Source organism: Pseudomonas sp. NPDC087690 (assembly GCF_044743175.1).
Classification (GTDB): Bacteria; Pseudomonadota; Gammaproteobacteria; order Pseudomonadales; family Pseudomonadaceae; genus Aquipseudomonas.
Genome location: NZ_JBIUVX010000014.1, coordinates 68,148 through 89,166 on the forward strand (window position 1 = coordinate 68,148; position 21,019 = coordinate 89,166).

At 59.6% G+C, this 21,019-nt stretch carries 22 protein-coding genes and 1 pseudogene; 12 read left to right on the plus strand and 11 right to left on the minus strand.

Translation table 11 applies throughout. From position 1 onward, the window contains the following. Positions 1-66: 66 nt before the first annotated feature. Complete coding sequence (locus ACIPIZ_RS16015) at positions 67-1,491, minus strand: MFS transporter (protein ID WP_253482162.1); 1,425 nt, start codon at positions 1,489-1,491, stop codon at positions 67-69. Positions 1,492-1,616: 125 nt separating this feature from the next. Next, complete coding sequence (locus ACIPIZ_RS16020) at positions 1,617-2,057, minus strand: PACE efflux transporter (RefSeq protein ID WP_053122973.1); 441 nt, start codon at positions 2,055-2,057, stop codon at positions 1,617-1,619. 122 nt (positions 2,058-2,179) lie between these two features. On the opposite strand from ACIPIZ_RS16020, the gene ACIPIZ_RS16025 reads away from it, so the two are divergent. Then, positions 2,180-3,052: a LysR family transcriptional regulator gene (locus tag ACIPIZ_RS16025; RefSeq protein WP_401166034.1), complete on the plus strand. Its 873-nt coding sequence runs from the start codon at positions 2,180-2,182 to the stop codon at positions 3,050-3,052. Between the two features lie 165 nt (positions 3,053-3,217). Here ACIPIZ_RS16025 and ACIPIZ_RS16030 read toward each other — a convergent pair whose 3' ends face one another. Beyond that, positions 3,218-4,249 carry a LacI family DNA-binding transcriptional regulator gene (locus ACIPIZ_RS16030; protein ID WP_105707250.1) on the minus strand — a complete coding sequence of 344 codons (1,032 nt, stop codon included), beginning with the start codon at positions 4,247-4,249 and terminating at the stop codon, positions 3,218-3,220. Between the two features lie 215 nt (positions 4,250-4,464). Here ACIPIZ_RS16030 and ACIPIZ_RS16035 point away from each other — a divergent pair, with 215 nt between their 5' ends. Next, positions 4,465-4,998 carry a gluconokinase gene (locus tag ACIPIZ_RS16035; protein ID WP_105706948.1) on the plus strand — a complete coding sequence of 178 codons (534 nt, stop codon included), beginning with the start codon at positions 4,465-4,467 and terminating at the stop codon, positions 4,996-4,998. Positions 4,999-5,080: 82 nt separating this feature from the next. After that, entirely contained in the window at positions 5,081-6,436 is a 1,356-nt protein-coding gene (locus tag ACIPIZ_RS16040) for a GntP family permease (RefSeq protein WP_064389183.1), read from the plus strand. A 171-nt stretch (positions 6,437-6,607) separates the two neighbouring features. On the opposite strand, the gene alaC is transcribed toward ACIPIZ_RS16040, so the two are convergent. Then, complete coding sequence (gene alaC / locus ACIPIZ_RS16045) at positions 6,608-7,816, minus strand: alanine transaminase (RefSeq protein WP_008082017.1); 1,209 nt, start codon at positions 7,814-7,816, stop codon at positions 6,608-6,610. Positions 7,817-7,955: 139 nt separating this feature from the next. On the opposite strand from alaC, the gene ACIPIZ_RS16050 reads away from it, so the two are divergent. The 3 genes from ACIPIZ_RS16050 (at position 7,956) to ACIPIZ_RS16060 (ending at position 9,788) form a co-directional block, all read left to right on the plus strand. Then, a complete protein-coding gene (locus ACIPIZ_RS16050) occupies positions 7,956-8,618 on the plus strand; it encodes a LysE family translocator (protein ID WP_150647884.1) in 663 nt (220 codons plus the stop codon). A 67-nt stretch (positions 8,619-8,685) separates the two neighbouring features. After that, the gene (locus tag ACIPIZ_RS16055) at positions 8,686-9,180 is read left to right on the plus strand and encodes a GyrI-like domain-containing protein (protein WP_150647883.1); all 495 of its coding nucleotides are present in this window, start codon (positions 8,686-8,688) and stop codon (positions 9,178-9,180) included. A gap of 119 nt (positions 9,181-9,299) precedes the next feature. Continuing rightward, a complete protein-coding gene (locus ACIPIZ_RS16060) occupies positions 9,300-9,788 on the plus strand; it encodes a GNAT family N-acetyltransferase (protein ID WP_064389186.1) in 489 nt (162 codons plus the stop codon). A gap of 138 nt (positions 9,789-9,926) precedes the next feature. Here ACIPIZ_RS16060 and ACIPIZ_RS16065 read toward each other — a convergent pair whose 3' ends face one another. After that, entirely contained in the window at positions 9,927-10,532 is a 606-nt protein-coding gene (locus ACIPIZ_RS16065; RefSeq protein WP_401166038.1) for a pyridoxamine 5'-phosphate oxidase family protein, read from the minus strand. Between the two features lie 18 nt (positions 10,533-10,550). Then, on the minus strand, positions 10,551-11,036 hold the full coding sequence (locus ACIPIZ_RS16070; protein WP_122853978.1) for a GNAT family N-acetyltransferase: 486 nt from the start codon (positions 11,034-11,036) through the stop codon (positions 10,551-10,553). Between the two features lie 140 nt (positions 11,037-11,176). Between ACIPIZ_RS16070 and ACIPIZ_RS16075 the strand changes: the two genes are divergently transcribed. Genes ACIPIZ_RS16075 through ACIPIZ_RS16085 form a run of 3 tightly spaced genes read left to right on the plus strand, consistent with a single transcriptional unit; the run spans position 11,177 to position 13,221 of the window. Beyond that, positions 11,177-11,602 carry a nuclear transport factor 2 family protein gene (locus ACIPIZ_RS16075; RefSeq protein ID WP_064389189.1) on the plus strand — a complete coding sequence of 142 codons (426 nt, stop codon included), beginning with the start codon at positions 11,177-11,179 and terminating at the stop codon, positions 11,600-11,602. 40 nt (positions 11,603-11,642) lie between these two features. Beyond that, entirely contained in the window at positions 11,643-11,987 is a 345-nt protein-coding gene (locus tag ACIPIZ_RS16080; protein WP_034153360.1) for a YciI family protein, read from the plus strand. Further along, positions 11,980-13,221 (plus strand): RNA polymerase sigma factor, encoded by a 1,242-nt coding sequence (locus ACIPIZ_RS16085; protein WP_401166040.1) that lies wholly within the window; start codon positions 11,980-11,982, stop codon positions 13,219-13,221. Before ACIPIZ_RS16080 ends, ACIPIZ_RS16085 begins: the two co-directional genes overlap by 8 nt. A gap of 343 nt (positions 13,222-13,564) precedes the next feature. Here the strand turns inward: ACIPIZ_RS16085 and ACIPIZ_RS16090 are convergent, their stop codons facing one another. Continuing rightward, positions 13,565-14,419, minus strand: coding sequence for a LysR family transcriptional regulator (locus ACIPIZ_RS16090; RefSeq protein WP_105706931.1), 855 nt, complete (start codon positions 14,417-14,419; stop codon positions 13,565-13,567). Positions 14,420-14,508: 89 nt separating this feature from the next. On the opposite strand from ACIPIZ_RS16090, the gene ACIPIZ_RS16095 reads away from it, so the two are divergent. After that, positions 14,509-14,946, plus strand: a complete 438-nt coding sequence (locus ACIPIZ_RS16095) for a multidrug/biocide efflux PACE transporter (protein WP_064387617.1) — start codon at positions 14,509-14,511, stop codon at positions 14,944-14,946. Between the two features lie 119 nt (positions 14,947-15,065). Here ACIPIZ_RS16095 and ACIPIZ_RS16100 read toward each other — a convergent pair whose 3' ends face one another. Next, positions 15,066-15,824, minus strand: coding sequence for an SDR family NAD(P)-dependent oxidoreductase (locus ACIPIZ_RS16100; RefSeq protein WP_064387616.1), 759 nt, complete (start codon positions 15,822-15,824; stop codon positions 15,066-15,068). 126 nt (positions 15,825-15,950) lie between these two features. On the opposite strand from ACIPIZ_RS16100, the gene ACIPIZ_RS16105 reads away from it, so the two are divergent. Next, positions 15,951-16,847: a LysR family transcriptional regulator gene (locus tag ACIPIZ_RS16105; protein WP_064387615.1), complete on the plus strand. Its 897-nt coding sequence runs from the start codon at positions 15,951-15,953 to the stop codon at positions 16,845-16,847. 124 nt (positions 16,848-16,971) lie between these two features. Here the strand turns inward: ACIPIZ_RS16105 and ACIPIZ_RS16110 are convergent, their stop codons facing one another. The 3 genes from ACIPIZ_RS16110 to ACIPIZ_RS16120 form a co-directional block, all read right to left on the minus strand. After that, a complete protein-coding gene (locus ACIPIZ_RS16110) occupies positions 16,972-18,585 on the minus strand; it encodes an inorganic phosphate transporter (protein ID WP_253482186.1) in 1,614 nt (537 codons plus the stop codon). 223 nt (positions 18,586-18,808) lie between these two features. Further along, the gene (locus ACIPIZ_RS16115; protein ID WP_105706924.1) at positions 18,809-19,831 is read right to left on the minus strand and encodes a transporter; all 1,023 of its coding nucleotides are present in this window, start codon (positions 19,829-19,831) and stop codon (positions 18,809-18,811) included. Between the two features lie 107 nt (positions 19,832-19,938). After that, positions 19,939-20,073, minus strand: coding sequence for a hypothetical protein (locus ACIPIZ_RS16120; RefSeq protein ID WP_256585424.1), 135 nt, complete (start codon positions 20,071-20,073; stop codon positions 19,939-19,941). Positions 20,074-20,687: 614 nt separating this feature from the next. On the opposite strand from ACIPIZ_RS16120, the pseudogene ACIPIZ_RS16125 reads away from it, so the two are divergent. After that, positions 20,688-20,798: pseudogene (locus ACIPIZ_RS16125) on the plus strand (hypothetical protein); the annotation flags it as partial. Between the last annotated feature and the right edge of the window lie 221 nt (positions 20,799-21,019).

Sequence of the window (21,019 nt, forward strand, 5' to 3'; positions counted from 1 at the left end):
TGTCTTTGCTCAGAGTTGGAGCGGTCATCTCTTGCCGTTGCGCGGCAGGCGATGACCGCTGCGTCGTCAGCGATGGGCAATGTTCTCCAGCGCCAGATTGCGCGTGCGCGGGCCGAACCAGCCGATGGTCAGCATCACGATAAACATGCTGCTGGCAATGAACGCCAACACGCCCGGCGTGCCGAAGCTGTCGAGGAAAAAGCCAATCAACAGACTGCTGAATACCGTCGACAAGCGACTGAACGAATAGCAGAAACCTACCGCGCGGGCGCGAATATTGGTCGGGAACAGTTCGCTCTGGTACGAGTGATAGCTGAAGCTCAGCCAGGCGTTGCAGAAGGTGATCATCACCCCGCAGAAGATTAGCCCGAACGCGCTGGTCTGCAGGGCGAACAAGGTACCGAAGGTCATCGCGCCGAGGGCCGAACCGACGATCTGCCATTTGTTCTCGAAGCGGTTGGCGAACTTCACGAACAGCAGCGGCCCAAGCGGGTAGGCGAGGGTGATGATGAAGGCGTACATCAAACTGTGGGTGACGCTGACGCCCTGGCCGGACAGCAACGCCGGCAACCAGTTACCGAAACCGAAGAAACCGATGGCCTGGAAGATGTGGAAGACGATCAGCATCAATGCGCGACGGCGATAGGGTGGCTGCCAGATGTCGGCGAAGCGGCCCTTGCCTTCGACGTCGACCGAAACGGCTTCAGGAGCATCCAGCGCTTTACCGTGATCCTTCGCGCATCGCGCTTCGATGCCATCGAGAATCCGGTTGGCCTCGTCGAACCGACCATGCTGAGCCAACCAGCGCGGCGACTCCGGCAGACGTTTGCGCAGCCACCAGATAAACAACGCAAACACCGCGCTGGCCAACACCACCCAACGCCAGCCGGACACGCCGAACGGCGCTTGCGGCACTAGCCACCACGACATCAACGCCACCGCCGGCACTGAGAGAAACTGCACGAAAAACGCGAAGGCAAACGCCGAACTGCGCATGCGTTTGGGCACCAGTTCCGAGAGGTAAGCGTCGATGGTCACCAGTTCGATGCCCAAGCCGATGCCGACCAGAAAGCGCATGCAGATGATGCCCAGCGCCGAACTCTGAACGCCCATCAACACGGTGGCGACCGTGTACCAGATCAGTGCGAAGGTGAAGATCGCGCGGCGGCCGAAACGGTCTGCCAACGGGCTGAGCAGACTGGCGCCGAGGAACAGCCCAAGAAAAGTCGCCGAGGCAAACGCCGCTTGATCGGAGAAGCCGAACACGCCCTGAACGCCGGTAGCAAAGATGCCGTCGCGGATCAGGCCTGGGCTGATGTAGGCGGTCTGAAACAAGTCGTAAAGTTCGAAGAAGCCGCCAATCGACAGCAGCGCCACCAAGCGCCATATCGTTGAGACCGCAGGGAGACGGTCGATGCGGGCGGACACCTGAGCGGCGCGTATCGGGTCGATGCCGTCGCTTTGCGCGGCGGCGGAGGCATGTGCAGTCATGGGCAGGTCCATTTTTTATTGATGGAAAAGCTTAGCCTGCTATCGGAGTTTACGGATTGTGAATATCGGCGGTTTATCCGGATAAACCGCTGATTTCTCGCAATATCTGCTTACCAATTAACGATTTATGCCGCAGCTGCCGAATCGGGCAGCGCCGAGGCCGGCAGCCCGAAAATCCGGTCAAACAGCCAGTTGAAGGCGAACGTGTAGCACGGGATGAAAATGATCAGCGCCAGATCCAGCAGAAACGCCTGCACCAGACTGATATTCATCCACCAGGCAATCAACGGAATCAGAAACACGATCAACGTCAGTTGAAACCCGATGGCGTGAGCGATGCGGCGTTTGACCGTGCGAGTGCGTGACACCTGACGGCTTTCCCAGCGCTCGAACAGCGAGGTGTAAATGAAGTTCCAGGTCACGGCGATGGTGGTGATGATCACCGCCAATGGCCCGGTGCTGCCTGGCGAGGTGCCGGATAACAGTGCCAGGCCCAGAGCCGAGAAGGTCATGCCGATCACTTCGTAGAGCGACACGTAGACCAGTTTGCGTTTGACGCCTTGCATGGGGAATTGCCTCTTTCTTGCCGTTTGTTGGCCAGCGGGACTGGCGAAGGCGACGAAAGATAGCTTCAATAGGGGTGACAGAAAAAGTCAGCTACTTTCAGTTTTATTGATAGGTATGTGAAGTGAATTTCAACAGCGACAGCATTGAGCTGTTTCTCGCCGTCATTGAGCGCGGTTCGTTTTCGGCGGCTGCGCGAGCCTTGGGCAAAGTCCCCTCGGCCGTGAGCATGGGTATCGGCAATCTTGAGGCTGAGCTCGGTTATCTGCTGTTCGACCGCAGCCATCGTGAGCCACAACCGACGGCAATGGCGCTGACGCTTGTACCCCATGCGCGGTTGATCGCCGAGCAGCTCAAACAGTTGCAAGTGCACGCGGTGGAGCTGTCGCTGGGGCTGGAAAGCAAGCTGTCGATCGGCGTGGTCGCGGACATCGACCGCCGTCGTTTGCTGGCGGCGATCAAGGTGATCGCCGCGCGGCATCCGCTGCTCGATATCGAAGTGCTGACGGCGCCGCAGGATGACGTGCTGGCGATGCTGCACAGTGGTCGGGTCAGTGTGTGCCTGGCGTTCGCCGGGTTGAGCATGAATGTGCTTGAGCGTTTTCAGTTCGTCGGCAGCGAACGCATGATTGCCACGCTGGCAGCGGACAGTCCGCTGTTGCAGGGGCAGGACGTGTTCCTTGAAGACCTGGTGCAGGTGCGGCAGATCATCGTCGCCAGCCGTGATCTGCCGATCAGTGAGACGCGACCGTTGGTGGCGCAATCATATTGGCGCACCGACAGCCTGGAGACGGCGATGGAAATGGTCGAGGCGGGATTGGGCTGGGGCAACTTTCCGTTGTCGGTGGTGCAGTCGCGGATCGAGTCCGGGCGGCTGAAGCGCCTGAACTTCCGCAACATCGAAAACGGTCTGGTAATGCCGGTGCATGCGGTGTGGCTTAAGAGCCAGCCGCTACAGAAAGGCGCCTTGGCCCTCGTTGACTTGCTCAGCCACTGAGCCCAACACAAGCCCCTGTGTTGATCGTTCCCACGCTCTGCGTGGGAATGCAGCCCGGGACGCTCTGCGTCCCATCAAAAGCCGAACGCGGAGCGTCCGTTGAGGCATTCCCACGCAGAGCGTGGGAACGATCGGTGAAGCCAGCTCCCACAGGGATTTCAGGGGTCAGGTACTTTCGCGGATCTTCAGTTCAAAGCCCATGTCTTCAACCGGCCGCGCCACGCTGTTACCGGCCATCAGCGTCAGCATCTGCTCTGCCGCCCGCCGGCCAATCGCTTCACGCGGGGTGTTGATGCTGCTCAGGCGCGGCACCATGTGCTCGGACATCGGCAAGTCGTTGAAGCCGAGAATCGCCACTTGCTCGGGAATCTTGATGCTGTGGCGCAACGCTTCCAGCAATGCACCCTGCGCCAGGTCATCGTTGCCAAAGAAGATCGCATCGACATCCGGATGCGCCGCAAGCAACTGCAAAAACAATTCCCCACCCAATCCTACCGACGAAGCACGCGGCGTCAGCACTTCCAGGTCCGGGTCGTAACGCCCGGCTTTCTGCAACGCTTTGCGAAAGCCTTCACCGCGCAGCAGCGTACGCTGATCAAGTTGCGCGCCGATATACGCCAGACGTTTGCGCCCACGGGACAGCAAGTGCTCAGCCGCGGTCTCTCCGGCACTCAGTTGCGAGAAGCCCACGCAGTTCACGCCAGCGGCGCTGTCCAGTTCCATCATGTACACGCAGGGAATGTTGCTGGCTTCGATCATGCGCCGTGAACTTTCCGTGCGATCAAACCCGGTCAACAGGAAACCGCGCGGCTGATAGGCCATGTAGTTGCGCAGCAGGTTTTCTTCTTCATCGCGCGAATAGTGGAAGTTGCCGATCAGCACTTCGAAGCCCTTGGGCGTGAGCACCCGATGAATGGCTTCCAGCGTATCAATGAACAACAGGTTGGACAGCGACGGCACCAGCACGACGACAGAATGGCTCTGCGCCGAGGCCAGCGCGCGGGCGGCAGGGTTCACGACATAGTTGAGTTCGAGGGCGGCTTTCTGGACTTTTTCCACCAGTTCGGTAGCCACGGTGCTGACCCCGCGCAAGGCGCGGGAGGCGGTAATCGGGCTGACACCGGCCAGGCGGGCAACTTCATTCAGGGTGGGACGGCCGGTGGTGCGGGTATTTTTATCGTTTTTAGGGGTGGTCATCGACGGCTTGCCAAACAAAAATCAAGGCACTAAGGTAGCGCTGTCCTGATGCAGCTGTAAATGCGTAAGCGAGGTCCTGCCTGATCTTCGCTTTTTGGCGTTGGGAACAAACCTGCTGCAACCCAAAAAAACGACAAGAAGGCGTCGGCAACTTCTGCCTGTGCACTAGAGTCATAGCTAGCAAAGGTAGCGCTGTCTGCGCGCTGAGGTGTTATATGAGTCATCCCATCACCGCCCTGGTCATCATGGGCGTTGCCGGTTGCGGCAAGACGTGCGTCAGCGAGGCCCTGTGCCAATTGAGCGGCGCCACTGCCATTGAAGGCGATACTTTTCATCCGGCCGCGAACATCGAAAAGATGAGCGCGGGGATCCCCCTGAACGACGACGACCGTGCCGGCTGGCTCGACAGCCTGTGCGATGAGTTGCGTCGTGTCGATGCACTGGGCAAACGCCCGGTGCTGACCTGCTCGGCCCTTAAACACAGTTATCGCGAAGTGTTGCGCAGCGCCTTGCCGGGCCTGGGCTTCGTGTTTCTCGAATTGACCCCTGAAGTTGCCGCTGAGCGTGTGTCCCATCGTCCGGGCCACTTCATGCCGGCCACGTTGATCGAAAGCCAGTTCGCCACCCTCGAATCGCCGAAGGGCGAGCCGTTGACCCTGGCGCTGAACGCTTCGATCCACAGCGTTGACGAACTGGCGTCCCAGGCTCACGTCTGGTGGCAGGCCCACGGTCTGAAACAGGCGGTATGAGTGTGTTGAAAGAGATAGCGCTGTCCACCCTACTTCTGTTTAACCCGCTTTAATAACAACAACAATCCAGGAGACACCCCCAATGTTTGGCATGTCCCACGACGCGTTTCTGCTGCTCGATGCAGTGGTCACGGTGATCGGACTGATTGTCCTGATCACTAAGTTCAAGCTGCACCCGTTTATTTCCCTGACCATCGCCGCCGCGTTCCTCGGCCTCACCTCCGGCATGCCGATCGGCACCATCATCAAAGCGTTCCAGGACGGCTTCGGTGGCGTGCTTGGTTTCGTCGGCATCATCCTCGCGCTGGGCACCATGCTCGGCAAAATGATGGCCGAGTCGGGCGGGGCGGATCAGATCGCCCAGACCCTGATCCGCGCGTTTGGCAAGGACAAAGTCCAGTGGGCGATGATGTTCGCCGCGTTCCTGGTCGGCATTCCGCTGTTCTTCGAGATCGGTTTTGTTCTGCTGATTCCGCTGGTGTTCATCGTTGCGCGCCGCACCGGCGTGTCGATCATCAAGATCGGTATCCCGTTGCTCGCCGGCCTGTCCGCCGTGCACGGTCTGGTGCCACCGCACCCGGGCCCGCTGCTGGCCATCGGCGTGTTCGGCGCTGACATCGGCAAGACCATTCTCTACGGTCTGATCGTTGCGCTGCCGACCGCGATCATTGCCGGTCCGATCTTCGGTACGTTCATCGCCAAGCACATTCCTGGCCACCCGAACCAGGAGCTGGTCGATCAACTGGCCCGTGAGAACGACGACTCGGCCAAGCTGCCGAGCTTCGGCATCACCCTGGTCACCGTGCTGCTGCCGGTGTTCCTGATGTTGCTGAAAACCTTCGCTGACGTGGCGCTGCCCGACGGTCACTTCTTCCGCACCTGGATGGACATGATCGGTCACCCGATCTCTGCACTGCTGCTGGCGTTGCTGCTGTCGCTGTACACCTTCGGTCACAAGCAGGGCATCGGTTCCCAGCAAATGCTCAAGTGGCTCGACGCGAGCCTGGCGCCAACCGCGGCGATCATCCTGATCATCGGTGCCGGCGGTGGCTTCAAGCAGATGCTGGTCACCAGCGGTGTGGGCGACGTGATCGGCCACATGGCAGTGAGCGCACAGATCTCGCCGATCCTGCTGGCGTGGCTGGTGGCGGCGGTGATTCGTATCGCGACCGGTTCGGCGACTGTGGCAACCATTACTGGCGCGGGCATTGTGGTGCCGGTGGTGGGGATGATTCCGGGCGTTAACCGTGAGTTGCTGGTGCTGGCTACGGGCGCCGGTTCGCTGATTCTGTCGCACGTGAACGACGCCGGTTTCTGGTTGGTGAAGCAATACTTCAACATGACCGTGGCCGAGACGTTCAAGACCTGGACGGCGATGGAAACCATCCTCTCGGTGGTTGCGTTGGGCTTTATCCTGCTGCTGTCGCTGTTCGTGTAAACAGCTTCTTGCAGACACAAAAAAACCGCAGCGATGCGGTTTTTTTGTGGGTGATCGTTCCCACGCTCTGCGTGGGAATGCCTCAATGGACGCTCTGCGTCCGCTTTGGGACGCGGAGCGTCCCGGGCTGCATTCCCACGCGGAGCGTGGGAACGATCAGAGGTGGGTCAGTTATTTGGTAACTAAGCCATCCGCCCGGAACATCCCGCGAATCCCGCGTACAGCCTGACGAATGCGGTCCTGGTTTTCGATCAGCGCAAAGCGCACGTGATCATCGCCATACTCACCAAACCCCACCCCCGGCGAGACGCACACCTTGGCTTCGGCCAGCAGCTTTTTGGCAAATTCCAGCGAACCCAGATGCGCGTACTGCTCGGGAATCTTCGCCCAGACGTACATCGACGCCTTCGGATTTTCGACCATCCAGCCCAGTTCATGCAGGCCTTTGACCAGCACGTTGCGACGCTGACGATACTGCTCGGCGATATCGCGCACGCATTGCTGATCGCCTTCCAGCGCGGCAATTGCCGCCACTTGCAGCGGGGTGAAGGTGCCGTAGTCGTGGTAGCTCTTGATTCGCGCCAGCGCGTTGACCAGTTCCGGGTTACCGACCATGAAACCGATGCGCCAGCCGGCCATGTTGTAGCTTTTGGACAGGGTGAAAAACTCCACCGCGATGTCCTTGGCCCCCGGCACCTGCATGATCGACGGGGCTTTCCAGCCGTCGTAGACGATGTCGGCGTAGGCCAGATCGTGAATCACCAGCACGTCGTATTGTTTGGCGAGGGCGATCACCCGTTCGAAGAAATCCAGTTCCACACACTGTGCAGTCGGGTTCGACGGGAAGCCGAGGATCATCATTTTCGGTTTCGGGATCGAACCGCGAATTGCCCGTTCCAGTTCATCGAAGAAATCCACGCCCGGCACCAGCGGTACCGAACGCACCTGGGCACCGGCAATCACTGCACCATAAATGTGAATCGGATAGCTCGGGTTCGGCACCAGTACGGTGTCGCCCTGGTCCAGGGTGGCCAGCATCAAATGCGCCAGGCCTTCCTTGGAACCGATGGTGACGATGGCTTCGCTTTCCGGGTCGATATCGACCTCGTAACGCTGCTTGTACCAGTTGGAAATCGCCCGGCGCAGGCGCGGAATGCCCTTGGATGTGGAGTAACCGTGGGTGTCGTCGCGTTGGGCGACTTGTACAAGTTTTTCGACAATGTGCGGCGGCGTGGCGCCGTCGGGGTTGCCCATGCTCAAGTCGATGATGTCTTCACCACGACGACGCGCGGCCATCTTCAGCTCGGCGGTGATGTTGAAAACGTAAGGGGGGAGTCGATCTATGCGCGCAAAGCGGCGCGGCGAACCTTGTTCAGCCATTGTTGCCTCGGATAACGTAAGCGCCCGGAACCGTCCGAGCGACGCTGGTCACTGCGGTGACCTGTGGCGGAAGATAAGGTCAGTGATGGCATACTGTCCAGCCCGTTTGTAAACAATTTTGTCCCAAGGAAATCGGTAGATGGAATTCACCAGCGGCTTCTTGCTGAGCCTTTCGCTGTGCCTGGATATCGGCGTGGCCAACATCGCGATGATCACATTGGCGATGCAGCGCGGTTACTTTCAGGGCTTCGCGCTGGGCCTCGGCACCTGTGTCGGCGACCTGATTTATGCGGTGCTGGCGCTGGCCGGGATGACGGTTCTGCTGCAATACGAAACTGTGCGTTGGGTGCTGTGGATCGGCGGCTCGGTGCTGCTGATCTACTTTGCGGCGAAGATGATTTACTCGGCGATCCATCACGAAGCGCTATTGGCCGAGACGGCAGAAGTGGTGCAGAACTCCCATCGCAAAGAGTTCTTCCGGGGCATTTTTCTCGCCATGTCATCGCCGAGCGCGATTCTCTGGTTTGCCGCTGTTGGCGGTACGTTGATCGCCCGGTCCGGCGGTGGCGGCCCGCTGAGTTCGGCGTTGTTCCTCGGCGGTTTCCTTTGCGCCGGACTGTTGTGGTCGGCGGGTTTGTGCTTCGCCGCGAGCCACGGTGGCAAACTGCTGGGCGACAAGCTGTTGCGCTATTCCTATCTGGCATCTGCAGCGATCTTCTGCTATTTCGCGGTGTACGTGATCGTATCCGGCTATAACGAGTTTGTCGGTTCGGGCGCCGTCGAGCAGTTGCATTCGCTGTAAGCGTGCGAATTGGGTTTGGCTTTCTATACTCCCAGCCGAACCCCTTTTTTGTTCCAGGAGTCGAGTCATGGATGAGCAAAAACGCGTCGAAGTGGCTGAACCTCGCTTCGAACATGGACACTTCCTGCTGATTGCAGGCTTGCGCGGTCGATTTACCCAAGACACAGCAAAAGACATCCCGGCGCTGTGGGAAAAGTTCTTGCCGCACCTGGGAAAGATCCAGGGGCAAAAGAACGAAGTGACCTACGGTGTCTGCAGCAACTTCGATGGCAAGGGCGGCTTCGATTACATCGCCGGAGTGGAAATCAGCAAGCTCGATGATCTCGACCAGAAGGTCTACCAATGGGTCGAAGTGCTGCCTCGGCAGTACGCGGTGTTTGAACATTCAGGGCCGCTCGACCAGTTGCCGCAGACCCTGCAATACATCTACAAGACCTGGTTGCCGTCCTCCCACTACGTGGAACTCAACGCCCCTGAACTGGAGCGTTACAGCGCGGACTTCAATCCGAAGCTGCACACCGGCAAACTGGAAATCTGCGTGCCGGTCGATACCAAGGCCTGAGCACACAGCCAAAAAGGCGGATCAGTGATCCGCCTTTTGTTTGCGCGATGAGCGCATCGATATGGCTCCCTGATTCCTTTATTCTTTCGGCACTTTCTTCTGCTGATTTCCGAGCCGCCATGAACACCGTCATTCGTAACGTCACCGCTGCCGATCTGGACCGCTGCTACGCCATCGAAACCGTTGCCTACGAAGGTGACGAAGCCGCCACTCGCGAGAAGATCGCCACGCGAATCGCCACTTGGCCGGAAGGTTTTATCGTCGCTGAGGTGGATGGCGTGGTCGCCGGTTTCGTCAATTCCGGTGCGGCGTTTGACGTGCAGATGTCGGACGAGGCGTTCAAAGAGTTGATCGGCCATGACCCGAAAGGCCCGAACGTGGTGATCATGTCGGTGGTGGTGCATCCGGATTATCAGGGGCAGGGTTTGGCCAAGCGCTTGATGGGCGAGTTCATCGAGCGTATGCGCGGGATGGATAAAGCGACGATTCACCTGATGTGCAAGGAAAAGCATATTCCGCTGTATGCCGGGTTTGGCTTTGCCTACATCAAGCCATCGGAGTCGGATCACGGCGGCATGGCGTGGCACGAAATGATCCTGACCCTCTGACTTTATGGATGATTACTGATCATTCCCACGCTCCGCGTGGGAATGCCTCCTGTGACGCTCTGCGTCACGACTTTGGGACGCAGAGCGTCCCCGGCTGCATTCCCACGCAGAGCGTGGGAACGATCATTTACGGGAGTATCAGTAGAGGGTGTCACTGACCCGTTTCGGCGCTTCACGGTCGTAGGTTTCGGCGTCGAACTCGCCATCATTCAGACGCTTGTGGAAGGCGCCGGCAGAGGGCAGGGCCGAGCGCGGCAGATGCGTTTGCGGATTCCATGCATCCGAACGGACGAACGCTTTCGAGCAATGAAAAAACGCCGCCTCCACCGTCACCAGCAACACGGTTTTCGCCGGTTTGCCATTCACCGCAAAACTCTCCAACAACTGCGGCTCCGCGCTGATCGTCGCCGTGCCATTGACCCGCAACGTCTCGCCAATCCCCGGAATGATGAACAGCAGCGACACCCGCGAATCCTGCAGCACGTTGCGCAGGGTATCGATGCGGTTGTTGCCCGGGCGATCCGGCAGGGCCAGGGTGTTTTGATCAATGATCCGCACAAAGCCCGGCGCATCCCCGCGCGGCGAATTATCCAGGCCATCAGCCCCCACCGAGCTGACGATCACCAGCGGCGAAACCCGCACCATCGCCTGATAATCCTCGTTGAGAAAACCGATCTGCTTGCGCACCGCCCGCTCGTGGGGCAGTCCGTAAATCGCTTCCAGCGCTTCGATTGAATCGATCATCGTGCATCCCTCGATGACTTAGAAAACCAGGCCCATGCGCCGTTCGTAACCGATCCGGCCCTTGTACGCTTCACCGCTGTCGACGTAGCCGTGCTTGGCGTACAGCGCGATCGCCGCGTCGTTATCCGCGTCCACCGACAATTCCAGCCCTTTGATCTCCGGCCAAGCCTGACGCGCAACCTCGGGCAGCGCTTGCAGACAGGCCTTGCCGTAACCCTTGCCCTGCGCGCGGCGATCGACCTGCAACGCATGCAAGGTGGCGCTGTGTTCATCGGCCCAGGCTGGCAACACCGGCGGGCGTTTGAGCAGCAAAAACGCCACCGGCACGTCATCCGCCAACAGCGCAAAGCCCTTCACGCCCGGGCCGGGTTTCGACAGTAGGGTGTGCAAAGCGCCGTGGATATCGCCAGAGAATTTGATCTGCTCGGCATGGATTTCAATCGCCTCGACTTGCTCACGCTGCAAGGCGTTAAGGCTGTCGTACGGCACGAGTTGGGCTGACACGGGAATTTCCTTTTTCCTACAAGGTAAGTCGCCGATTCTAGCGATTTTGTCCTTCGCGGATTTTTTTTGTTTCATCTGTCGATCTGCCCATTTGCCGAACGACTAAGGGTGTCTTCACAACAAAAACCACGGAGAACACCATGAGTGCACAATCTGAAATCCAGACCCTGATCAACACCTACCGCGAAGCCGTCATGACCAAGGACGTGGAGAAAGTCATGGCGTTGTATGCCGATGACATCGTCTCGTTCGATGCGATCAAGGCCCTGCAATTCAAGGGTAAAGCGGCTTACCGCGAGCACTGGGTGGCGTGCATGGAAATGTGCCCCGGACCGCACGTCTTCGAATTCGAGGAAATCGTCATCGAAAGCGCCGACAACATCGCCTTCGCCCACTGGGTTGCCAACTGCGGCGGCACCAACGACAAGGGCGAAACCCAGAGCTGCTGGATGCGCGTCACCGCCTGCTATCGGCAGGTCGGTGGGGCATGGAAAATCGCCCATGAACATTGGTCGGCGCCGTTCGATCCGATGAGCGGCGCGACCCTGTTCGATGTGACTCCCTGATCTTCAGCCATAGTTGAACCGTCCGATTCAGGAGAACGCCATGAAGTATTTATGCCTGGTCTACAGCGATGAGCACCTGCTGCATTCATCGCCCGACAGCCCGGAAGACGCCGAGTGCTGGGCCTACGCCGAGTCGATTCAGGGCAGCGGGCGGATGGTCGCCGCCGAGGCGCTGGAGTCGGTGCAGACCGCCACGACCGTCAGGATGCGCAACGGCAAACTGTCGATCACCGACGGCCCGTTTGCCGAAACCAAGGAGCAACTGGCCGGCTTCTACCTGATCGACGCCAAGGATCTCAACGAAGCGATTCAGGTCGCCGGCAACATTCCGGCGGCGCGGGTCGGCAGCGTTGAAGTGCGCCCGGTGCGGCAGTTGAATGTCTGAGGTCCGGTCGCGGGTCGAGCAGGTCTATCGCGAAGACTCGCGGCGGATTCTGGCGACGCTGATTCGTCTGCTCGGTGATTTCGACCTCGCCGAAGAAGCCTTGCACGAGGCGTTCTTCGTCGCGGTCGAGCGCTGGCAACGCGACGGCGTGCCGGACAATCCGCGCACCTGGCTGGTCTCGACCGGGCGTTTCAAAGCGATTGATGTGTTGCGCCGCCGTGCGCGGTTCAAGGCTTCGCAGCCCATGTTGGTCGCGCAACTGGAAGAACTCGAACAGGCCGATTGGAGTGGCGAAGACGTGGAAGACGATCGTCTGCGGCTGATCTTCACCTGCTGCCACCCGGCACTGGCGGCGGATGCGCAAGTGCCGCTGACCTTGCGTGAAGTCTGCGACCTGACCACCGAGGAAATCGCCCGCGCGTTTCTTTCGGCACCGGCGGCGATTGCTCAACGCATCGTGCGGGCGAAAGCCAAGATCCGTGATGCGAAAATCCCTTATCAAGTACCGAGCCTGAGCGAATTGCCCGAACGCCTCGACAGTGTGTTGCGGGTGATTTATCTGGTGTTCAACGAGGGGTATTCGGCGTCGGGCGGGGCTGAATTGACCCGCGAAGATCTGACGCGCGAGGCGATCCGGCTGGGGCGCTTGTTGATGGAGTTGCTGCCGGAGCCTGAGGTCATGGGGCTGTTGGCGATGATGCTGTTGCACGAATCGCGACGCTCGGCGCGCACTTCGCCGGGTGGTGAACTGGTGCTGCTGGATGATCAGGATCGCTCGCGTTGGGATGCCGATCTGATCGCTGAAGGTTGTGCGCTGGTCGAGCGCGCGCTGACCACGCGGCGGTTTGGGCCGTATTGTTTGCAGGCGGCGATTGCGGCGGTTCATGCTGAGGCGCCGACGGCGGGGGAGACGGATTGGGAGCAGATCATTGGCTTGTATGACGTACTGTTGCGGGCAGTGCCTTCGCCGGTAATCGAGTTGAACCGGGCGGTGGCGGTGGCCAAGCGCGACGGCGCGCTGGCAGGGTTGAATCTGATTGAAGGGATTTTGGCGCGAGGGGAGTTGCAGGATTACCACTTGGCGCATTCGGCGCGGGCGGAGTTTTGTCGGCAGCTGGGCAGGGTGGAAGAGGCGAGGGCGGCGTATTTGCGGGCGTTGGAGCTGACCCGGCAGGAGCCGGAACGGCGGTTTATTGAAGGGCGGCTTTCGGCGCTGGAATTGCCCTCACCCTAGCCCTCTCCCAGTGGGAGAGGGGACCGATTGGGGGATATTGGAGAATTTCACCGACCTGAAAGCTCAGCTGTGAATCCATAATCGAGGTGTATACCGTAGCTATACAGCCATAATCGACTCGGTCTTTCAGGTCGATGTCTGACGCAAGACACCTCGGTCGGCTCCCTCTCCCTCCGGGCGGTCCGACGTTTCGGGAGGGCTGGGGTGAGGGGATTTTGAGATCATATCCAATGAATCCATAATCGACTCGGTCTTTCAGGTCGATGTCTGACCCAAGACACCCCGGTCGGCTCCCTCTCCCTCTGGGAGAGGGCTGGGGTGAGGGGGGCTCAATCTTCAACCCTTATTCCAGCATCTTGCTCAACAACCAACTCCCCGCCGGCCCCGGCGGATACAGCCGCGACCACAACGCATCGACAAACACCGGTTTCGGCCAGCCGCGCACCTTCAACTCCACCAGCAAATCATTGCCAAAGCGCTGCGCCAGCCAACGCGGCAACGGCGCCCAGCCAAAACCTTTCTCGGCCATTTCCAGCAGCATCAAATAACTCGGCGCCGACCACACCCGACCTTTGCCGCGACTGTCATAAGGATTGACGATGGTCGCCAGACGCAATTCGCGATGCTGTTCCAGGATGTGCTGATCAATGTGATCGAGCTTGGCCAGCGCATGGTCGCGATTAACGAACAAGGCAATTTCCGTACGCTCGGCCACCGTCGAGGTGACCAGATCCGGCGGGTAGTTCTCTTGCATTTCAGCGAACGCCAGATGCGCGCGACCACGCTGCACCAACTCGACCAGGTCATCGCATTCGGCGATCAGACACTCCAGCTCCAGATCCGGATAACGCTGCTCAAACCCGACCAGCGCCGCTTCAAAACGGTACGACTGATAAGTATCGGAAATCGCCACCGTCAGCTTCGGCTCGACGCCTTGGGACAACTGCCGCGCAGTCATTTCCAAGCGACTGCTGGCCGCCAGAATCGCCTCGGCGCGTTGCAGCATCACATGCCCGGCCGGAGTCAGCGTCGGTTTGCGGCTGCTGCGATCAAACAACTGCAGATCCAGATCAATCTCCAGGCTGGCCACCGCCGCGCTGATGGTCGACTGGCTGCGCCCGAGCTTGCGCGCCGCTGCCGAAAACGAACCTTGCGTGGCAGCCTGGACAAATGCCAGCAGCACTTCCTGCGAAATCATCAACTATCGCCTTGATCGATGGTTATTGGTTATGAAGTATCGATGCGAGCATAGATCATGGCAACCATCTTCACTCAAGGACTCAGGTCATGACTGCCCACAAATCCATCACTGAACGTATTTTCCAGGCCATCGGTTTCGAGCTGCTGGCTATTCTGATCTGCACCCCGTTGCTGGCGTGGATCATGCAAAAACCGATGCTTGAAATGGGTGCGGTGACAGTATTGATCGCCATGCTGGCGCTGGGCTGGAACGTGGTGTTCAACCGCTTCTTTGACCGCATGCTTGCGCGAATGAATGTTGCACACAACGCCTGGGTACGGGTGGTACACGCGTTGCTGTTCGAGGGTGGTTTGATCGTGATGGGCGTGCCGCTGATTGCCTGGTGGCTGTCGGTCAGCCTGTGGCAGGCGTTTTTGCTCGACATTGGCGTGTTGCTGTTTTTCCTGCCGTACACCTATGTGTATCACTGGGGATATGACGTGGTGCGCGAGCGCTTCATGACTCGCAACGCCTGTCAGAACTAACACCGATCCCCGTGTAGGAGCTGCCGCAGGCTGCGATCTTTTGATTTTGTTTTTAAAGACAAGATCAAAAGATCGCAGCCTGCGGCAGCTCCTACAGGCGTTAAATGTTTTCAGTGAAGTTAGAGGAACATGCCCCCGGAGGCCTCAACCCGCTGGCCATTGATCCACTGCGCACCCGGCGACAGCAACAGCGCCAACGCCCCGCCAATGTCATCCGGCTGACCGGCACGACCCAGCGCAGTATTGTCGGCGACCATCGCATTCACTGCCGCATTGTCGCGAACGGTGCCGCCGCCAAAGTCGGTTTCAATCGCACCTGGCGCCAAGGTATTCACGGCAATCTGCCGTGCGCCCAGCTCTTTCGCCTGATAGCGGGTCAGGACTTCAATCGCGCCTTTCATTGCGGCATAAGCGCTGGCGCCGGCAATGGTGAAACGCGCTAGACCACTGGAAATGTTGATGATCCGCCCGCCGTCGTTGATCAGTGGCAAGAGTTGCTGGGTCAGGAAGAACGGCCCTTTGAGGTGCACATTCATCAGCAGGTCGAATTGCTCGACGGTGGTCTCGGCGAAACCGGCATGCAAGCCGACCCCGGCGTTGTTGATCAGGAAATCAAAGCGCTGGCGGTCGAAGGTCTGCTGTAACGCTTGCTCAACACGTGTAGCGAAATCGGCAAAGCTCTCGCTACGGCCAACGTCCAGCTGCAGCATCACGGCTTTGCCGCCGAGAGCCTGCACTTCGGCGACCAGCGCCTGGGCTTCATCGGCGCGGCTGTTGTAGGTGCCAATGATGTCGATGCCTTGCGCGGCGAGGTGCAGTGCAGCGTTTTTGCCCAGGCCACGACTGGCGCCAGTGATCAATGCGATTTTGCGATTCATGGTTTTTCCTCGATTGCCGTGAGTGATCAGGTGATGGATCAAAGTTTATTTATCCGCCCTGTGGTGATAAACAGGCTGAATCCGGAATCACTGATCGGTTAAGCCGAACAATCAATAGGTGGCCCCATGAACAAACTGGAACTGCTGCGCACCTTCGTCCGGGTCAGCGAACTGTCGAGTTTCACTCTCGCCGGGGAAAGCCTCGGACTGCCCCGCTCAACGGTGTCCGAACACGTGCAAGCGCTGGAAGCCCTGCTCGGCACGCGCCTGTTGCAACGCACCACGCGCAAGGTGCAGGCGACTCAGGACGGTCTGGTGCTGTACGAACGCAGCAAGGATCTGCTCTCGCACATGGACGAGATCGAAGGCTTGTTTCGACAGGACGAAGCGTCGCTGACCGGGCGCATTCGTGTCGACCTGCCGAACATTCTCGCGCGGCGCCTGGTCATGCCGCGCCTGCCGCAGTTCATGGATCGGCACCCGCATCTGGAACTGGAAATCAGCAGCACCGACCGCCGCGTCGACTTGCTCAGCGAAGGGTTCGATTGCGTGGTGAGGATTGGCGCGCAGCCGGATCAATCGGTGGTCGCGCGGCACCTCGGTGACTTCCCCATGGTCAATTGCGCCAGCCCCGCTTACCTCGAACGCTACGGTGTGCCGCAGTCGCTGGAAGATCTCGCGCAGCATCGACTGGTGCATTACGTCGGCGTGCTCGGTTCGCGTTCGGAAGGGTTTGTGTACGAGGAGGGCGGCCAGGTGAAACGCTTGCCGATGGCAGGCAGCATTACGGTCAACAGCACTGACGCTTACGAGTCGGCGTGCCTCGGCGGCTTCGGTCTGACTCAGGTGCCGCGCACCGGCATGCAACCGCATCTGGAAAACGGCGAATTGGTCACCGTGTTGCCGCAATTCACCGCGCCGGCGATGGGCATTTCATTGCTGTATGCGCGGCAACGGCATTTGCCGCTGCGGGTGCGGGTGTTCATGGATTGGCTGGGCGATCTGATTCGCTCCGCGCTCTAAACCTGAACACCGGTCAAAACTGTAGGAGTGAGCCTGCTCGCGATAGCGGTGTGTCAGTTTAATCAATGTTGACTGATACACCGCTATCGCGAGCAGGCTCACTCCTACAGGGGACTTTCTTCGGTCAGAAGATCTGGGTGAACAGCCAATAGAGGCTGCCCGACAGCAGGATCGCCGCCGGCAGCGTCAGCACCCACGCCATCAACAGATTACGGATGGTCCTCATCTGCAACCCGCCACCATTGGCAACCATGGTCCCGGCCACGCCCGAGGACAACACGTGCGTGGTCGACACCGGCAAACCGAACATGTCCGCCGCGCCGATGGTCAGCATCGCCACGGTTTCCGCCGACGCACCCTGCGCATACGTCAGGTGAGTCTTGCCGATCTTCTCGCCGACCGTCACCACAATCCGCTTCCAGCCGACCATGGTGCCCAGCCCCAGCGCGATGGCCACGGCGATCTTCACCCACAGCGGAATAAATCGCGTGGCGTTGTCGATCTGTTGCTTGAACAGTTGCAGTTTGCTGCTGGTATCAGCGTCGAAATTGCCGACCTTGTTCTTGTCCATCAGGCGAATGCTTTCGCTGGCCAGGTACATGTCGTTACGCACGTTGCCCATGGCTTCGGCCGGGACTTTCGCCAGCGAGCCGTAGCCTCTGACTTCTTCGCCAATGTGCCCGGTGAGAGCGGCAAGGGCCGGGATAAGTTGCGGAGTAGGCTCTTTGCTGCGCACGTAATCGGAAAGGACTGCACGCGGATCGGCCGGCGTCGGCAGCGGCGCACTTTTCACCAGTGCTTGCTGGGTGACCTGCGCCACAGCGGCGAACTGCAGCGATTGCTCTTCGGGCATGGTGCGGTTCAAGGCATAAGCCATCGGCAGCGTGCCGACCAGAATCAACATGATCAGGCCCATGCCTTTCTGGCCGTCGTTGGAGCCGTGGGCGAAGGACACACCGGTGCACGTGGCGATCAGCAAACCACGAATCCACCACGGCGGCGGAGTGTTGCCTTCCGGTGCTTTATAGAGCGAGCGATTCTTCACGAACGCACGCAGCGCCAACAGCAACAGCGCCGCACAACCGAACCCCACAAGGGGCGACAGCAGCAAGGCGTAACCAATCTTGGTCGCCTGCGCCCAGTCGACACCGCTGGTGCCGTCGCGGCCGTGCATCAAGGCATTGGCCACACCGACGCCGATTATCGAACCGATCAACGTGTGCGACGACGAGGCCGGCAACCCCAGCCACCAGGTGCCGAGGTTCCACAGGATCGCCGCGATCAGCAGAGCGAAGATCATCGCGAAACCGGCGGACGAACCGACCTGCAAAATCAGCTCTACGGGCAGCAAGGCGATGATGCCGAACGCCACCGCGCCACTCGATAACAACACGCCGAGAAAGTTGAAGAAGCCCGACCAGACCACCGCGACATTCGGTGGCAGCGAGTGGGTGTAAATCACCGTCGCGACGGCGTTGGCGGTGTCGTGGAAGCCGTTGACGAACTCGAAACCCAGCGCAATCAACAGTGCCACACCGAGCAACAGGAACGGCGTCCAGGTGGTCACCACCGTGCCGAGTTCGTGCATGTCATGCATCAGGCTATAAGCGGTGAACAGCATCCCCAGCGCCAGCACGGCGAAAAAGATCACGTAGGTGAACGGGCCGGTTTTCTTGTCGAGGGCCGGCCTGCCGCTGGCGGCGGACGCGGGGCTGGCGGTCAGGGAGGGAGTAGCCATGGCAGGACAATCCTGAGCGAGGGAAGGAATGTCGCCCATGATCGTTGCAGAATGTTACAGAGAGACTGCGCCATGTCAGTGTTTGGCGGATTAGCCCAGCCGTCGGTCTTCTGCTCGTTCCCACGCTCTGCGTGGGAATGACGCCCGGGACGCTCCGCGTCCCTGTGACGCAGAGCGTCACTTGATGCATTCCCACGCAGAGCGTGGGAACGAGCAGGAGACGTCAGTAATCCCCGCGCTTGCGAAACGCCCAACGCCCGGCGATCACGGTAAACGTCGCCACCAACGCGACCAATATCCAGAAGCCTTCCGGATCCTGCGACAACGGCACGCCGCCCACATTCATGCCGAAAAAACCGGCGATGATGTTGATTGGCAACGCCAGCACCGTCACCACCGTCAGGGTAAACAGTGTGCGGTTGCTCTGTTCGTTGAGGTTGGCGGCGATCTCTTCCTGCAACAATTTGATCCGCTCGCCGAGGGCAGTGAGGTCGTTGATGATCAGCGCAAACTCCTCGGTGGATTTGCGCAGCTCCTTGACGTCTTCCTTCTGCAACCACGGCGGCGGGCGATTGAGCAGGCGCAGCAACGAACCCGGCTCCAGCGCCAGCAGCCGTTGCAGACGCACCAGCACCCGCCGGTTGGCACCGAGTTCGGCGCGATTGGTCGACAGTCGCGAGGAGAGCAATTCGTCCTCGACCTGGTCAACGCTCATGCTCGTTTTACGGACGATCTGCGTGAGCACTTCGCCCTGATCGCGCAGCAGGTGCACGAGCAGTTCCGAGGGCGAACGAAAGCGTTCGCCGGCCTTCACCGATGAGCGCAATTTGTCCACCGAGTGCAGCGGTTGCAAGCGCGCACTGACGATCAGTTTGCTGCGCACGCAGACCCACAGCGTCGATACGTCCGAGGAGACCATGCTGCTGAGGTTGAACACCACATCGTTGACCACCGCCAACAACGCCGAATCGACATGCTCAATGCGCGTCGAACGCGAGCCTTCGTGCAGCGCCTCGAAAAACTCTTCGGGCAATTGCAGATGACTTTTCATCCAGCGCTCGCACGCCGCGTGCGCCAGATTGAGATGCAGCCAGAGAAACTCTCCGTTCTCGTTATCGTCTTGTAGGCAACGCAGGGCAGTCGCCGAATCGACTTCGCGGCCACGCTCGCCAGGCAAAAAACGAAAACCGTAGAGCAAGCCAAACAGGTCAGGATCGCGATGGCTGATGTCGAGGCTGTGGTTCATGGCGGCTCGCTGCGAGGAGGGTGCGTCGGTCGCGCAAATGGCAGGTTCACTGAGCCGCATCATCGCACTGTCACATGACGTTTGTGTGACAGCAAAATTACGTCAAATCAGCGACTTACCGGCAGTCGGATTTTCTTCAAGAAGCGCTCTGGCGCGCCGATCACAGGTGCGTTAGGTTGCGCGCCATTGGCCATGAACCAAGGCTCGCCGACATGGATGTCCGGCAAAATTTCACGCCTCACCGGGCGTGCCTCATCCTTGTCCTGAGTATCTTTCGATGCTGCAAAAATCCCTGAGAGCGCAAATTCTCGCCCTGCTGAGCGGCAGTCTGCTGGCGATGCTGTTGATCGCCCTGGCCTGTTTTCATTTCCTCTCCAACGGCGTGCAAAGCTACAGCCAGTTGATCGCCGGTCCGTTGCACACCTCGCAACTGATCGACGAAGCCAACCTGCAATTCAAGGTGCAGGTGCAGGAATGGAAAAACGTTCTGCTGCGCGGCAAGCAACCGGCGGATCTGAGCAAATACTGGGGGCAGTTCGAAGACCGCCAGCGTGATGTGCAAACCATTCTCGGTGAACTGGCCAGCCAGCAAGGCATAGAACCGAACCTGAAATCACGCATCGAACGCCTGCGCGAAGAGCACCGTCAATTGGGTAGCGCTTATCAGAAGGGCCGCGATGCCTACGTGGCTGCCGGTGGTGATCCGGCGGCGGGTGATGCAGCTGTCAAAGGTGTTGACCGTGCCGCCAGTGATCAGATGAGCGAACTGGTCGCCGAATTGCGCAAGCAAGGCACCGCGCAGTCGGCGCTGATCAGTGCCGAGGCTGATCGCACCGTGTGGCTGGGGCTGCTGGTGATGCTCGCGTCGGCCCTGTTGATTGGCCTGTTGAGCCTGTGGCTGGTCAACCGCAATCTGGTCGAGCCGATCCGCAAGCTGATCGATTACGTCACTCAGTTGAGTCGCGGCAAATTGGCTGAACGCGTGGTTAGCGACCGTCAGGATGAGTTGGGCAACCTCGCGGCTGCCGCCAACACCCTGCGCGACTTTCTCGCCGAAACCTTCACCCGTCTGCAGCGCAGCGCGGCGGATCTGGACAGCGCCAGCGGCGAGCTTAACGCCATCGCGACGACCATGGCCGGTGGTACCAACGAGCAGTTCAACCGTACCGATCAAGTGGCCACGGCGAT

Coding starts and splice junctions, on each gene's coding strand:
- ACIPIZ_RS16040 (WP_064389183.1), top strand. CDS start 5,081: ATGTTTGGCATGTCCCACGACGCGTTTCTGCTGCTCGATGCAGTGGTC.
- ACIPIZ_RS16115 (WP_105706924.1), bottom strand. CDS start 19,831: ATGAACCACAGCCTCGACATCAGCCATCGCGATCCTGACCTGTTTGGC.
- ACIPIZ_RS16055 (WP_150647883.1), top strand. CDS start 8,686: ATGGATGAGCAAAAACGCGTCGAAGTGGCTGAACCTCGCTTCGAACAT.
- ACIPIZ_RS16030 (WP_105707250.1), bottom strand. CDS start 4,249: ATGACCACCCCTAAAAACGATAAAAATACCCGCACCACCGGCCGTCCC.
- ACIPIZ_RS16085 (WP_401166040.1), top strand. CDS start 11,980: ATGTCTGAGGTCCGGTCGCGGGTCGAGCAGGTCTATCGCGAAGACTCG.
- ACIPIZ_RS16090 (WP_105706931.1), bottom strand. CDS start 14,419: ATGATTTCGCAGGAAGTGCTGCTGGCATTTGTCCAGGCTGCCACGCAA.
- ACIPIZ_RS16020 (WP_053122973.1), bottom strand. CDS start 2,057: ATGCAAGGCGTCAAACGCAAACTGGTCTACGTGTCGCTCTACGAAGTG.
- ACIPIZ_RS16035 (WP_105706948.1), top strand. CDS start 4,465: ATGAGTCATCCCATCACCGCCCTGGTCATCATGGGCGTTGCCGGTTGC.
- ACIPIZ_RS16100 (WP_064387616.1), bottom strand. CDS start 15,824: ATGAATCGCAAAATCGCATTGATCACTGGCGCCAGTCGTGGCCTGGGC.
- ACIPIZ_RS16075 (WP_064389189.1), top strand. CDS start 11,177: ATGAGTGCACAATCTGAAATCCAGACCCTGATCAACACCTACCGCGAA.
- ACIPIZ_RS16050 (WP_150647884.1), top strand. CDS start 7,956: ATGGAATTCACCAGCGGCTTCTTGCTGAGCCTTTCGCTGTGCCTGGAT.
- ACIPIZ_RS16095 (WP_064387617.1), top strand. CDS start 14,509: ATGACTGCCCACAAATCCATCACTGAACGTATTTTCCAGGCCATCGGT.
- ACIPIZ_RS16105 (WP_064387615.1), top strand. CDS start 15,951: ATGAACAAACTGGAACTGCTGCGCACCTTCGTCCGGGTCAGCGAACTG.
- ACIPIZ_RS16015 (WP_253482162.1), bottom strand. CDS start 1,491: ATGACTGCACATGCCTCCGCCGCCGCGCAAAGCGACGGCATCGACCCG.
- alaC (WP_008082017.1), bottom strand. CDS start 7,816: ATGGCTGAACAAGGTTCGCCGCGCCGCTTTGCGCGCATAGATCGACTC.
- ACIPIZ_RS16110 (WP_253482186.1), bottom strand. CDS start 18,585: ATGGCTACTCCCTCCCTGACCGCCAGCCCCGCGTCCGCCGCCAGCGGC.
- ACIPIZ_RS16060 (WP_064389186.1), top strand. CDS start 9,300: ATGAACACCGTCATTCGTAACGTCACCGCTGCCGATCTGGACCGCTGC.
- ACIPIZ_RS16065 (WP_401166038.1), bottom strand. CDS start 10,532: ATGATCGATTCAATCGAAGCGCTGGAAGCGATTTACGGACTGCCCCAC.
- ACIPIZ_RS16080 (WP_034153360.1), top strand. CDS start 11,643: ATGAAGTATTTATGCCTGGTCTACAGCGATGAGCACCTGCTGCATTCA.